Source organism: Pyxidicoccus sp. M6 (assembly GCF_055568925.1).
The window spans coordinates 7,884,153-7,898,008 of record NZ_CM145714.1 but is presented as its reverse complement, the minus strand read 5'-3'; the positions used below and the strand labels follow the sequence as shown (position 1 = coordinate 7,898,008).

General features: G+C 70.4%; 8 protein-coding genes. 4 read left to right on the top strand and 4 right to left on the bottom strand.

Going from position 1 to position 13,856, the window contains the following annotated elements:
* Positions 1 to 33 precede the first annotated feature (33 nt).
* Positions 34 to 2,055 (bottom strand): sulfatase-like hydrolase/transferase, encoded by a 2,022-nt coding sequence (locus ACVTJA_RS31045; protein ID WP_465825130.1) that lies wholly within the window; start codon positions 2,053 to 2,055, stop codon positions 34 to 36.
* A 191-nt stretch (positions 2,056 to 2,246) separates the two neighbouring features.
* Between ACVTJA_RS31045 and ACVTJA_RS31040 the strand changes: the two genes are divergently transcribed.
* Positions 2,247 to 3,146, top strand: coding sequence for a carboxylesterase family protein (locus ACVTJA_RS31040; RefSeq protein WP_465825129.1), 900 nt, complete (start codon positions 2,247 to 2,249; stop codon positions 3,144 to 3,146).
* A 61-nt stretch (positions 3,147 to 3,207) separates the two neighbouring features.
* Here ACVTJA_RS31040 and ACVTJA_RS31035 read toward each other — a convergent pair whose 3' ends face one another.
* Complete coding sequence (locus ACVTJA_RS31035) at positions 3,208 to 3,930, bottom strand: alpha/beta hydrolase (RefSeq protein WP_465825128.1); 723 nt, start codon at positions 3,928 to 3,930, stop codon at positions 3,208 to 3,210.
* A 107-nt stretch (positions 3,931 to 4,037) separates the two neighbouring features.
* On the opposite strand from ACVTJA_RS31035, the gene ACVTJA_RS31030 reads away from it, so the two are divergent.
* Positions 4,038 to 5,774, top strand: a complete 1,737-nt coding sequence (locus ACVTJA_RS31030; RefSeq protein ID WP_465825127.1) for a sigma 54-interacting transcriptional regulator — start codon at positions 4,038 to 4,040, stop codon at positions 5,772 to 5,774.
* Between the two features lie 277 nt (positions 5,775 to 6,051).
* Positions 6,052 to 7,956 carry a serine/threonine-protein kinase gene (locus tag ACVTJA_RS31025; protein WP_465825126.1) on the top strand — a complete coding sequence of 635 codons (1,905 nt, stop codon included), beginning with the start codon at positions 6,052 to 6,054 and terminating at the stop codon, positions 7,954 to 7,956.
* 49 nt (positions 7,957 to 8,005) lie between these two features.
* On the opposite strand, the gene ACVTJA_RS31020 is transcribed toward ACVTJA_RS31025, so the two are convergent.
* Together ACVTJA_RS31020 and ltrA are read right to left on the bottom strand one after the other, a co-directional pair.
* Positions 8,006 to 8,224: a GNAT family N-acetyltransferase gene (locus ACVTJA_RS31020; RefSeq protein WP_465825125.1), complete on the bottom strand. Its 219-nt coding sequence runs from the start codon at positions 8,222 to 8,224 to the stop codon at positions 8,006 to 8,008.
* Between the two features lie 25 nt (positions 8,225 to 8,249).
* On the bottom strand, positions 8,250 to 9,515 hold the full coding sequence (ltrA, locus tag ACVTJA_RS31015) for a group II intron reverse transcriptase/maturase (RefSeq protein ID WP_465825123.1): 1,266 nt from the start codon (positions 9,513 to 9,515) through the stop codon (positions 8,250 to 8,252).
* A 791-nt stretch (positions 9,516 to 10,306) separates the two neighbouring features.
* On the opposite strand from ltrA, the gene ACVTJA_RS31010 reads away from it, so the two are divergent.
* Positions 10,307 to 13,369 (top strand): SNF2-related protein, encoded by a 3,063-nt coding sequence (locus ACVTJA_RS31010; protein WP_465825124.1) that lies wholly within the window; start codon positions 10,307 to 10,309, stop codon positions 13,367 to 13,369.
* The last annotated feature ends 487 nt before the right edge of the window (positions 13,370 to 13,856 follow it).

Genomic DNA, 13,856 nt, shown 5'->3' with positions numbered 1-13,856 from the left:
TCTCCTTCTCGTGTTGGAACGCGTCCGCCGTGCCTACTGCCCGGTCCCCACGGCGCTCGTGCGCGCCGCCTGGGGCCAGGGCGCCAGCTTCTCCTTCTCGTAGCGCGCGAGCAGCGCGCCCAGCTCCGTGGCCTTCTCGGAGACCTGGGCCCGGCGCTGGGGCGGCACCGTGGGCGCCAGTGCCGGGAAGGGCCCGTTGACGGCCAGCAGGTTGTGGGACTCCAGTGGGTCCGCCTCCAGGTCATACAGCTCCCACTGGTCGGCCTCCTGGCCGTGCGGGTCGAAGTAGCGAGCCAGCTTCCACGCGCCGCTCCGCACGCAGCGGATGTGGTTCGGCTGGCGCACCGGCCCCGGCGCCAGCTCGGGCACCCGCATGGCGGGCGGCAGCTTCCCGTTGCTCCCGGTGCGCAGCAGGTCCACGACCTTGCAGAAGAAGGCGTAGTTCTCCAGGTCCTGCACCGAGTGCGGGTCGCCATCCACCGGCAGCGGCTCGGTGATTTCGTCATCCGTGGCGAAGAGCACGCCCGCGCGCTCCGTGCCGTCCGGCTCGCGCGCCACGCGGTCCTCGCCTTTCACCACGGGCGTCAGGTCCACGCCCACGAAGGGCGGCACCACCCGGTGCAGGCGCAGCTCCTCGCGTGCCTTGTCCAACGCCTCGCCCTGCACGCCCATGATGCCCAGCAGCGTGGGCACCATGTCCACGTGGCTCGTCAGTGCCTCCACCTGCCGGGGCGCGAGGTCCGTGTTGAGCGAGGGGTGACGGAACACCACCGGCACGTGCAGCGCCTCCTGGTAGGCCGCGTGCCACTTCTCCATCATCATGCCGTGCGCGCCGCCGTACTCGCCGTGGTCCGACATGAAGACGACCAGCGTGTCCTCCTGCAGGCCCACCTCTTCCAGCGTCGAGAGCACGCGCGCGATGTGCCCGTCCACCACCTGGTGCAGGTATGCGTAGTACTGCACGAAGGCCGCGACGGAGGCCTCCGGGTTCACCGTCAACTGGAAGGGGATGTTGGAGGCGAGCGTGACGGCGAGCGCGACGGCCTCGGGGTTGTCGGGCGTCTTGCCCGCGGAGAGGAGCCCTCGCAGCGCGCCCATGCCCGTCTTCGCGGCGAGCCCGAGGCCCACCTTGTACGAGTAGTCGAGCTGGCACGACGGCTTGTCGGGCCCGAGCGCCATCGCCGCCTTCGGCGGAGGCCGGGCGCACTCCGCCTTCATTCCGGCGGGGTTGAGCGGGAAGCGGAACGTGCCGCCCGAGGGCGTCGTGGACAGCGTGCCCTTCGCGGGAATGGGCAGCGGCCCCGCGGGCGGCGCATCCGGGTCCACGGTGCGAGGCAGGGCAGGGTAGGTGGCGATGTCGTGCGGATTGGCGAAGGACACCACCGCCATCCACGGCGCCTGCTCGGAGGGCGGTGACGGTTGGCGCGGCGCCCGCTGCGTGGCGGCGGCCTGCGTCCGGTCCACCTCCAGCGACAGGGCCTTGCGTCGCAGGAAGGTACAGGCCAGGTCGGCACAGCCATAGTCCCGGTAGAAGCCGAGGTTGTTGGGGCTGGAGCCATGCGGCTCGGGGTAGCTCAACTCCCAGTCCTCGAAGCCGTAGGCCATGAGCGAGTGCTCCGGCGGATTCGAGACGTGCCACTTGCCGAAGTAGTGCGTGCGGTAGCCCGCGGCGCGGAACCAGTGGCCCAGCGTGGGGATGCCGTCGGCCCGCAGCCAGGGGAAGGCCGCGGCGTCGGCGCTCTTGAACAGGCCATCCGTCTGGGTGACGCCCGTCCGAGTGCCGTACTGCCCCGTCATGATGGCGGTGCGGCTGGGGATGCACGCCGACGAGGCGATGGTGTGGTTGCGCAGCACGACACCGTGGCGCTGCAGCTTCACGAAGCCCGGGAAGAGCGAGGCATAGGGATTGTCCTCGCGCAGCGGCTGGAAGCCGAGCAGCTCCTTGAGGGGCTCCGCGAAGCCGCCCTCCGGACCGTACGGGAAGCGGGGGAAGCGCATCTGGTCGACCATGATGACCAGCAGGTTGCGAGGCGGGGACACGGTCTTGTGACGCATGGGAACGGAGCCTCCGAACGTGTGGCACTGCTCCAGCGGAAAAGTACGGCGTGATGAGCATACGCCCACGCAAAGGCTTTCCGCGAGCTGCCCCCGGTCCCATTCCCGGGAATCGCAATGTGCAATCTTGTTTCAATTGCATCTATGAAACTACCGTATCGAACGCAGCACTCCACCTCGAGAGGTGCTCCATGAGAAGTGTCGTCCTTTGCGTTGTCGCAGTGGGCTTCCTGGCGGCGTGCGGTCCCGGCCCCGAAGAGACGTCAGCGGAAGGGCTGGGCACCCAGCGCTCCGCGCTCAGCATCACCACCGAGGACCAGCTCGTCGCGCGCCTGCCGAGCAGCTCGGGCGCCAATCTCGGGTACGTCGAGTACCTGCCTCCCGGGTACCTGACGTCCACGCAGCTCTACCCGACCATCATCCACCTCAACGGCGTGGGCGAGCTCGGGCGGGCCACCACCGAGACGGTCCTGTTGGACGTCGTCACGCGAAACGGCGCGCTGAAGAACATCCGCGACAGCGCGACGTGGAAGACGTACTTCGGCCAGAAGCAGGCGATGATCTTCGCGCCGCAGGGCTACGACAACTACTCGCCGACGGAGATTCGCCCGTTCATCCAGTTCATCGTCGCGAACTACCGGGTGGACCCCAAGCGCATCTACCTGACGGGCCTGAGCCTGGGCGGCTGGGGGTCGTGGCGGTATGCCGCCCTGTATGGGAATGAGCTGGCGGCCGTCGCTCCCATCGCCGCCAACATCGGCGCTCCGGGGAACACGCTGACGCAGCTCGTGAACGTGCCCGTCTGGAGCACGAGCAGCTCCAACGAGCTCAGCGCGCAGCAGTCGTGGCTCCTTGCCTACACGAAGAACTACGGTGCCAACCAGTTGGTGAGCGTCACGACCCCCGGCTATACGCAGACGTACCTGTTCGACAAGACGACGAAGCTCTGGACAGCGCAGACGGGCTTCGTCGCCACGGGGACGAACCTGGCCCGCTTCGTCGTGCTCGGGGTTTCGGGGCACACGGGCTGGAGCGAGACGTACGGCCAGCAGTCGTTCTGGGACTGGATGCTCGCCCAGGCGCGGCCGTAGCGACTGGCTGGGATTGGGACTCCGGACGGACATGCGTGCCGTCCGGAGTCCGGCGCTGACATCAGCCCTCGCCGCTCAGTTGCTGCCGGAGGAAGGCGCGCCAGTCCTGGATGAGCTCCGGCGATATGTCATGGCCGAGGCCGGGGTAGGTGAGCATGTCGATGGGCACGCCTCCCGCCTTCAGCGCGTCCACGCGGGCGGCCGTCTTCTTCGCGTCGATGATGGCGTCGGCTTCACCCTGGAGCACCCGCACGTGGCTCGTTTCGGGCAGTGGCCGGGTGGGGTCTCCGAGCAGCCGCGTCCCCATGGGCACGGAGGCATTGACGAGGTCCGGGTAGCGGACGGCGAGGAGCCAGGCCAGGTCGCCGCCGTAGGAGAAGCCCGTCACCGCGACGCGGCGAATCTCGGGGTGCTGGCGCTTCACCTCGCGGATGAGGTCCGCGACGCGCGCGGCCATCTGCTCCACGTCCGCGAGCTTCGCGGTCTCGTCCTTCTGCTCGTGCTCGGGGGCAAACCAGGTGAAGCCCTGCCGGCGCGGGAGCGGGCCCCGCGGGAGCAGCACACGCACGGGCGCGCCCCAGTCCTGGATGTGCTCTTTCCACATGGAAGGCGTGCCGCCGGAGTAGTGCAGTGCGACGAGCAGCCCCTCCGGCGTGTCACCGCCGACGGTGTACGTCTCGTACAGGAGTGGCTGCGACGTGGCTCCTTCCTTGGACTTCGCCCGAGGGCCCGCGCACGCGAGGGAGAGCGTCATCACGAGGAGCGCTGCGATGCCAGGGCGCATCAGGACGGAACCTCCAGATGGGAATGGGTCGTCTGGATAGGCCCGAGGAGGAACGAGCGTGACACCCTCTTGGGCGCTGATGCAGGTCGTGCTTTGTCTATGAGCCCATGCCGTTTCTGCTGACCCTGTCGGATGGCCGCCGCGTCACGCTGGAGAAACCCGTGGTGTCCGTGGGCTCGGACCCCGCCTGTGATGTCGTGCTTCCGGAGTCTGGCGTGAAGCCCAGCCATGCCTTGCTCTTCCGCGACGAGCGCGGCTGGACGGTGTCCGCCGCCAGCAAGGGCTGTGACGTGCGCATGCGTGGCAAGCGCGTGGAGCTGGCTCCGCTGTCCCCGGGTGATGCCTTCGTCGTGGGACGCGCGACGCTCACGCTCACAGTCTCCGAAGAGACTCCGGCGGTAGCACGGCCCGGTGCCGAGGCGCCCCCACGAGGACAGCTCGTCTCCGTGCTGACGGGCTTCGCCTCGCGGCTCCTCGTGCAACGCCCCTCGACGGAGTTGCTGGATGTGACGATGCGCGGGCTCGTGGAGGTGACGGGCGCGGACGTGGGCTTCCTCGTGTCGGTGGAAGGAGAGCGGCGACAGGTGCTCTGTGCCACCGGCTCGGTGCCGGAGGCCGCGGTGGTGGACAGCCTCGTGAATCAGGTCGTGGCCTCGGGCGCGCCCGTGCTGGTACCGGACGTGGCGTCGGACGCGGCGCTCGCCGGAGCGCCCAGTGTCGTGGCCCTGCGTCTCACGTCCGCGCTGGTGCTCCCACTGCGCGTGGGCTCGGCGCCGCTGCGGGCCGTGTACCTGGGCCGGCGCGTGGGCCACGCTCCGTTCTCCGCCGTGCACCTCGAAGAGGCCATGGCCCTGTCCTCGCTGGCCGCGCTGTTGCTGGCCACCTCGCACGAATTGACGGAGCTGCGCACCCGTGTGGACAGCCTCACGCAGCGCATCTCCGCCGCCACCTTCGAGGGGCTCATCGGCGAGTCCCCAACGATGCGCGAGCTCTACCGACAGGTGGAGCGGCTGGGCCCCACCTCCCTCCACGTGCTCATCCAGGGCGAGACGGGCACGGGCAAGGAGGAGGTGGCCCGCGCGCTGCACCGGCGCAGCGGCCGGCGGGGACGGCTCGTCGCCATCAACTGCGCGGCCCTGCCCGAGTCCCTCATCGAGCGCGAGCTGTTCGGCCATGCGCGCGGCGCCTTCTCCGGCGCGGGGACGGACCGGGCGGGACTGGTGGAGGCGGCGGACGGCGGCACGCTCTTCCTCGACGAAATCGGGGACATGCCCTTCGCCCTCCAGTCCCGGCTGCTGCGCGTCGTGCAGGAGCGCGAGGTGACGCGCCTCGGTGAGAGTCGCCCGCGCAAGGTGGACATGCGCGTCATCTCCGCCACGCACCAGCCCCTCAAGGAGCGCGTCGCGGAGGGCACCTTCCGCGAGGACCTGCTCTACCGGCTGGATGAAGTCCGCGTCGACGTGCCCCCGCTGCGGGAGCGCGGCGACGACGTGCTCCTCATCGCGCACCACGTGCTGAAGCAGGAGGGCCGGCGCGCGAGGGGCTTCACGCAGAAGGCCACGGAAGCACTGCGGGGCCATCCCTTTCCGGGCAACGTGCGCGAGCTGGTGTCCCGCGTGCGGCGCGCGGCCATCCTCGCGTCCGGCGAGCTCATCGGCGTCGAGGACCTGGAGCTGGAGGCGGACGCGACGCCCCTGTTGCCGCTGGACGAGGCCCGTGAGGCCTTCGTGCAACGCTATGTGCGCGAGGCCATCGCCCGCAGCGGCGGCAGCAAGAAGGAGGCGGCGAAGGCGCTCGGCATCGGGCTGCGCTCGGTGTTCCGCTACCTGGGTGAAGAAGGCTGACGGATGACTGGCCTCGGGCCCACCACCCGAAGTACTCCTCGCCCCGCCATGCGTTCCCCCGTCCCGTGGTTCCTCGCGCCGCTCGTCCTCGTGGCGCTGCCCGGCTGCCCGCTCGACATCCAGGTCCGGCCCGAGGAAGTGACGGATGCAGGCTGCCAGGGCAGGCGGCGCGACAGGCTCATGCCAGCCGGCGCCGGGAGGCAGCCTGCATGTGTGCCCACTGCCCTGACACCTTCGATTGCCCGACCCTCCCGGCCTCTCTAGACTGCGCGCCCCGATGAGCGACGAACTGTTGGCCGGCCGCTACCAGTTGGAACAGGAACTGGGGCGAGGAGGCATGGCCACGGTCTTCCTGGCCATGGACCTCCGGCTGTCGCGTCGCGTCGCGGTGAAGGTGATGCACCCCGGCGAGGACGGAGGCCGCGCGGAGCGCTTCCGCCGCGAGGCCGAGCTGGCCGCGTCGCTCAAGCACCCCAACGTCCTGGAGGTCCACGACTTCGGCGATGACGCGGTGCGCGGTCCGTTCCTCGTGTGTGAGTGGGTGCAGGGAGAGAATCTGCGCGAGCTGGCGCGGAGGCTCGCCCCCGTGCCTCCCGAGGTGGCGGCGGTGCTGGGCTGGGAGCTGGCCCGCGCGCTGGAGGCCGCGCATGCGCGGGGCGTGGTGCACCGCGACGTGAAGCCGGAGAACGTGCTGGTGTCCGAGGGTGGCCCGCTGAAGCTCGCGGACTTCGGCATCGCCGCGCTGGCGGACCAGGAGCGGCTGACGAGCACCGGCGGCATCACCGGCTCGCTGGCGTACATGGCGCCCGAGCGCATCGACACCGGCGCCTGGTCTCCCGCGTCGGACGTCTACGCGGTGGGCGTCATCCTCTATGAGCTGTGCAGCGGCACGACGCCGCACGCGGGGCAGGGGAGCGCGCACCTCGCCGTCTCGGTGATGACGAAGGACGCGATGCCGCTGTGCGAGGCCGTCCCGGGGACACCGGAGCCCTTCGGCGCGCTGGTGGACCGGTGCCTCGCCCGCGACGCGCGCGAGCGCCCCGCGAATGGCACGGAGCTGACCGCGAGCCTCGAAGCCGTGGTGCAGCAGCTCGCGGGCCCTCCCGCCGAGGCGTCGCGACGGTTCTTCCTGGGGCCCGAGGCGTATGCCGCCCGCTGGAGCGAAGCGCGATTCCAGCGGCTGCTCGACGAGGGCCGCGCGCTGCTGTCGCGAGGCGAGGGCGCGAAGGCCGCGCGGCTGCTCAACGAAGCGCTGGTGCTCCGGCCCGGTTCGTCCGAGGTGCTGGAGCTCCTGCGCGCGCGGCCGAAGGCGGAGCGCTCCAAGGCCGTCGTCGGGGGCGTCGCGCTCGCGGCCCTCCTGGGCATCGCGGGGTACTGGGCCTGGAGCGAGACGCGGCCGCCGCAGGTGGCAATCGCGCTGCCGTCGGTCAAGGCCCGTCCCTTCCCGGAGGAGTACGAGCCCATCCCGGACTCGAGCCCGCAGGAGCCCGGCATCGACCAGACCGGGCCGGCGCCGTTCGCCCCACCGGTGCCTCCGTTGAATGCCGCGCGCTCCCGGCGCACGAAGACTCCGTCCACGGGGAATCCGCGTCAGCGGACCGGCACCTCGCCCGCGAGCACGGGCTCCGCATCCCCGCCTCCCGGTGACGTGCCACCAGCGGGCGCGGAAGCTGGCGCCGGGGGCGCCGCGTCTGCGACGGACAGCGCTCCCGACCGCGCGACACCGGTGCCCGCCGCGCCCGCGCCCGCGGAGGCCCGGGGCCATGCCACCCTGCGGGTGGTGACGCGCCCGTGGGCCGAGGTCTTCGTGGACGGAGAGAGCCGGGGCTACACGCCTCGCGTGCGCGAGGTGCGCCTGACGCCCGGCTCGCACCGGCTGCGCTTCGACAACCCGCTATGTGACGCGCTGGAGGAGGACGTCCACGTCACCGCGGGAGAGACGCTGACGCGCGAGCTCACCCTCCAGGTGCGCAAGGCCGAGGTGACCATCTTCGCCCCGCCGGGAGCCCGCGTCTTCGTCGACGGCGTGGAGGTGGGCGAGGCCCCGCTGCGTGGGCCCGTGAAGCTCCCGCATGGCTCGCATGTCCTCTCGGCGCGGACGCCCACGGGCGACGTGCTCCGGAAGGACCTCGACGTCGTCGCCGGAGAGCGGACGGAGGTGGACCTGGAGTCCGGGCCGTGACGGGTGTCGCCCGAGCCACCCGTGAGGCGCGGCCCCCAGGGCTGAGTCGTCACCTGCGCCACTCACCTTCGAGCAGCGAGAGGATGATGCTGTCGCGGAAGGTGTCGCCCTCGGCGTAGTGGTCTCGCAGCAGCCCTTCCCGCTGGAAGCCGGCGCGTTCGAGCACGCGCAGTGACGCTTCGTTGCGCGGGTCCACGTGGGCCTCGATGCGGTGGAGCCGCATCTCCTCGAAGCCGAAGCGGAGGAGGGCGAAGGTGCGCGTCCGCATTGGTAGATGGGTGGCGCGGTGACGCTCAAGCGTTCCGTTTCCACCCGCCTCCTTTCAAACCGTGCATGCGGATTTCCCGCACACGGCTTAACGATGGTTGTTCACGTTGCAGCTTGCACGGCTTGGGGTAGCGGATGGTTCCGCGCAATCGGTGCAGGCCGTGTCCCTCAAACCACTCACGCGTCCATTGATTCACCTGCCCGGGCCTCAGCTTGCGCCCGTACCGGCGGACCATGAAGCGCGTCAGCTTCCGCTCTACATACTTGTCGAGCTGGGCGAATTTCCGGGCCGCATTCCCGGTGCGGAAGTAGTTGCCCCATCCTCGGAGCACGGGATTCAGGGCGGCGATGACCACCCGCACGTCCTTCACCCCGCCAAGCCTCGCGTCCGTCAGCTCCTTCGTCCTGGCTCTCACCCGCACCATGCTTCTCTTCGAGGGCCACCGGTGGAGGTAGTAGCGGCGTATCCGCTTCTCTTCCCACAGCTTCCCCGACATCCGCTTGTGCAGGTGGCAACCCAGGAAGTCGAAGCCTTGCTTCCCGTCGCTCAGCTCCACCTTCCGCGTCTTCTCCGGGTGCAGCGTCAGCTTCAACCGCTCGAAGAGACTTCTGACTCTCCGCTCGGCTTCCTCGACTGCCTCGCGGTCCTTGCACAGCACCACGAAGTCATCCGCGTACCTCACCAGTTCGCCCACCCGTGCGCACTGGCGCTGCCATTCGGAGTCGAAGTCGTGCAGGTAGATGTTGGAGAGCAACGGGGAGATGACTCCCCCCTGCGGCGTCCCCGAGATTGTCTCGGAGTGCCGGCCCTCCTCCATCACCCCTGCGCGGAGCCAGCCACGCACCAGCTTGAGGACCCTCCGGTCGCAGACACGGGCCTCCAGCCGCTCCATCAGCAACCCCTGGTCGAGGCTCCCGAAATAGTCGCGGATGTCCGCATCCAGCACGAAGTCCCGTCCGCCGTTGGTCTTCTCGCGGATGGTCTCCAGCGCCTGCAAGGTGCCCAGCCGGGGCCGAAAGCCGAAGGACGAGGGCAGGAAGTCCGCCTCGAATATCGGCTCCAGCACCAGCTTCGCCGCCATCTGCGCGACGCGGTCCTTGACCGTCGGAATCCCCAACGGCCGCAGCTTCCCGTCCGCCTTGGGGATGTACCGCCTGAGTACCGGCGGGGGCCGGTACCGGCCTGCGTGGAGCGCGTCTTGAAGCTCACTCAGCAGCTTCTCGACGCCGTACCGCTCCACCGCCTCCAGCGTGACGCCATCCACGCCAGCGGCGCCCTTGTTTCGTTGCACCCGCCTCCACGCCTCCCACAGGACGTCACTCCGGTGGATTCGGTCAAACAGCGCGTGGAAGCGGCGCCCCTTCTGCTGCTTGGCTGCGACGTAGAGCTTCCTCTGGAGTCGTCGGACTTTCTCGTCCGGCCCTTGCCGAACGGGGTGATTGGGTCCGGTGAGCCGAACCATGCCCTCGCCCTTACCTCCCGCTGAAGCCTTACCAAAGCAGGGCCCCTTCCCTCCGGAGGCGTTATTCGTCGCCTCCCTCCCCGGTACTACGAGCCCCTCGGACTCCCGCTGCGCTCCGCTCGCTTTCGCCTTCGGCTTATACGCGCGGCCCTTGCCGGACGTCGGCTGCGCAGACGGGCCTCTCGTGTTCCGCACCCTTCCTTCAACGCGTGCTGCGCCCTCTACCCCGCCGAGACTCCGCGCGTATCCGGACTTGCCCGCGCTTCGCATGGCCTTCGCCGCGACATGCCCGGCTCGGCTCTCGGGTTGTAACTGTGACGAGGCGGCAGGCTTCACTTGATGTTGCGGCCCGCGTTGTTGCTCCCCTCCCACGACTTTCGCCGTGGAGGGCTTTTGACACCACGCTTCACCTTCGGACCTCTCGACCCTCGGTGGTGGTCTGCTACCGGGCTCTCCGGTGATTACCCGGACGGGACTTTCACCCGCTGGAACGGTGCAGCATGGCACGCCCTCTTCGTCGGGGCTTTCCGACGGACCTGCGGCTGTGCCTTCACGACGCACCATGTCGCGGCACTCTAGTTGCGCGGGGCGTGTCGCGGGGATAGGGAGTGGGCCTCGTCATGTCTTTGACCGCGGAGCTGCTCGAAGCCGTCCGGGAGGAAGCGCGTCCGGACACCTGGTCCGCCGGCATGGGGCTCGCCCGCGCGGGCGCCGTCTCGGTGCAGTCCGTCGGAGAAGAGGAGGCCGTGCTGCGCGTGCGCGTCAGCGGCCGGCCCGCGCCCATCACCACGGTGCTCTACCCGGAGGACGACATCTGGGAGTGCGACTGCCGCGGCAAGGTGGACCCGTGCGAGCACGTCGTCGCGGCGGCCCTCGTCCTCCACCACTCCGTGACTCAGCGCGCACCCGCGCAGCGCGCCCCGGTGAATCAGGTGACAGCCGCGCGGCCTCCAGTGGCGCAGGTGCCGGCCGCGCGTCCCGGTGCGGCGCGGACTCCGATGGCGCAGGCACCGGCCGCGCGTCCCGGCGCGGCGCCGAAGCCGGAGCGCATGGTGTACCGCTTCAAGCGCGTGGACGGAGGCCTCCAGCTCGAGCGGCTGCTGGTGCGTCCGGACAACACCGCGCGGCTGCTCGCGCGCAGCCTGGCGTCCGTGCTGACCAACCCCGTGGAGGCGGCGCGCATCCACGTCGAGTCGTGTGATCTGCTCGCGGACAAGCTGCTCCTGAAGCCGACGAAGGGCGCGCTCCCGCCCGAGCGGCTGGACGCGCTGCTGCGCGTGCTGGAGCCCGCGCGCACCGTCATCTTCGACGGCGCGCTGGTGTCCGTCTCCAGCGAGCCCCTGCTCCCGCGCGTCACCGTGGAGGACCGCGGCGAACAGACGGTGCTCAAGGTGGAGAAGGACCCGCGCGTGACGGAAGTCGTCAGCCCCGGTGTGGCGCTGTGCGGGGAGACGCTGTGCAAGCTGGGCGAGCAGGCCCTCACCGGCGCGCGGCTGGAGAAGCTGCCGCAGGAGCGCGCCTTCTCGCCGGACCAGATGGGCGACCTCACCGGCAAGGTGCTGCCGGACTTCGCGCGCCGCATGCCGGTGGACGTGAGGAGCCAGCGGCTGCCGCCCATCGACCGCACGCTGAAGCCGCGCATCTCCCTGGAGCTGAACCAGCTCGACTCCGGCCTCTCGGTGCTGCCCACGTTGGTGTACGGCTCGCCGCCGTCGGTGCGCATCGACAACGGGCGCATGGTGTACCTGAACGGCGCGGTGCCCGTGCGCGACGAGGCCGCCGAACAGAAGCTCATCCACGGCCTGCGCGACGAGCTGAACATGGTGCCCGGCCGCCGCGTGACGGTGCAGGGGAAGGAGGCGGTGCAGCTCGCGGACCGGCTGCGGCGCTGGCGCGGTGGCCTCACCGGCGACGCGGCGCGCGTGGTGAGCCCCAACGTGAAGCTGCGCCCGGTGATGTCCGTGGACGCGGGCGTCACCGAGGCTGGCGTGCCGCGCGTGGGCGTCACCTTCGACTTCCAGGTGGAGGGCGCGGAGCCGGGAGCGCCGCGCACGGTGGACGCGAGCGCGGTGATGCGCGCGTGGGAAGAGGGCCTGGGGCTCGTTCCCCTGGAGGGTGGAGGCTGGGCGCCGCTGCCCACCGGGTGGCTGAAGCAGCACGGCCAGCGCGTGGCGGACCTGCTGTCCGCGCGCGACTCCAACGGGAGGCTCGCCAACCACGCCATTCCCCAGCTCACCGGCTTGTGCGAGGCGCTGGAGCATCCGCCACCGCCGGTCCTGGAGCGGCTGGCGCCCCTGGTGCAGGGCTTCGAGAAGCTGCCCGACGTGCGGCTCCCGAAGGACCTCACCGCCACGCTGCGCCCCTACCAGCTCCAGGGCGTCAGCTGGCTCACCTTCCTGCGGCAGGCGGGCCTGGGCGGCGTGCTCGCGGACGACATGGGCCTGGGCAAGACGCTGCAGACCATCTGCACGCTGGGCCCGGGCACGCTGGTGGTGGCCCCCACGAGCGTGCTCCCCAACTGGGAGGCGGAGGTGAAGCGCTTCCGTCCCTCGCTGAAGGTGTCCGTCTACCACGGCCCTGGACGCGCCCTCGACGAGTCCGCCGACGTGACGCTCACCACCTACGCGCTGCTGCGCCTGGACGCGGAGGTGCTCGGCGCGAAGACGTGGGACACGGTGGTGCTGGATGAGGCCCAGGCCATCAAGAACCCGGACAGCCAGGTGGCGCGCGCCGCGTACGCCTTGCAGGCGCAGTTCCGCGTGGCGCTGAGCGGCACGCCGATTGAGAACCGGCTCGAGGAGCTCTGGAGCCTGATGCACTTCACCAACCCGGGGCTGCTCGGCGGGCGCAAGCAGTTCGACGAGCGCTGGGCCCGTCCCGTGGCGGACAACCAGAAGGGCGCGGCCGAGGCGCTGCGCGCGCGCATCCGCCCCTTCGTGCTGCGCCGGCTCAAGCGGGACGTGGCGCCCGAATTGCCGCCGCGCACCGACTCCGTGCGACACGTCAACCTCAACGAGCGGGAGCGCGCCGTCTACGACGCCGTGTATGCCGCGACGCGCGAGGAGGTGGTGTCGCAGCTCGAGGCGGGCGGCAGCGTGCTGAAGGCGCTGGAGGCGCTGCTGCGGCTGCGGCAGGCGGCCTGTCACCCGGCGCTGGTGCCGGGCCAGCAGGCGAAGACGTCCTCCAAGGTGGAGGCGCTACTGGAGGCGCTGGGCACGGCGGTGGAGGAGGGCCACAAGGCGCTCGTCTTCTCGCAGTGGACGTCCATGCTGGACCTCATCGAGCCGGCGCTGCGCGAGGCAGGCATTGCGTTCATCCGCCTGGACGGCAGCACGTCCAACCGCGGCGCCGTGGCCGCGTCCTTCCAGGACCCGAAGGGCCCGCCGGTGATGCTCATCTCCCTCAAGGCGGGGGCCACGGGGCTCAACCTCACGGCGGCGGACCACGTGTTCCTCGTGGACCCGTGGTGGAACCCGTCCGTGGAGGCCCAGGCCGCGGACCGCGCGCACCGCATCGGCCAGCAGCGGCCGGTGATGGTTTACCGGCTCGTGTCCCGGGGCACGGTGGAGGAGAAGATCCTGACCCTCCAGGAGAAGAAACGGTCACTTTTCGAGTCAGCGCTCGGGGGGGCGGACGGAGCCGCGGCCATCACCCGCGCGGACCTCATGCAGCTCCTCGACTGAGGGGGCCTCTACCCTGGGGAACGAGCGATGCGGGGCTGGAAACGGGTAGACTGCCCACCCCATGGTGCGTCGTGAAGGCACAGCCGCAGGTCCGTCGGAAAGCCCCGACGAAGAGGGCGTGCCATGCTGCACCGTTCCAGCGGGTGAAAGTCCCGTCCGGGTAATCACCGGAGAGCCCGGTAGCAGACCACCACCGAGGGTCGAGAGGTCCGAAGGTGAAGCGTGGTGTCAAAAGCCCTCCACGGCGAAAGTCGTGGGAGGGGAGCAACAACGCGGGCCGCAACATCAAGTGAAGCCTGCCGCCTCGTCACAGTTACAACCCGAGAGCCGAGCCGGGCATGTCGCGGCGAAGGCCATGCGAAGCGCGGGCAAGTCCGGATACGCGCGGAGTCTCGGCGGGGTAGAGGGCGCAGCACGCGTTGAAGGAAGGGTGCGGAACACGAGAGGCCCGTCTGCGCAGCCGACGTCCGGCAAGGGCCGCGCGTAT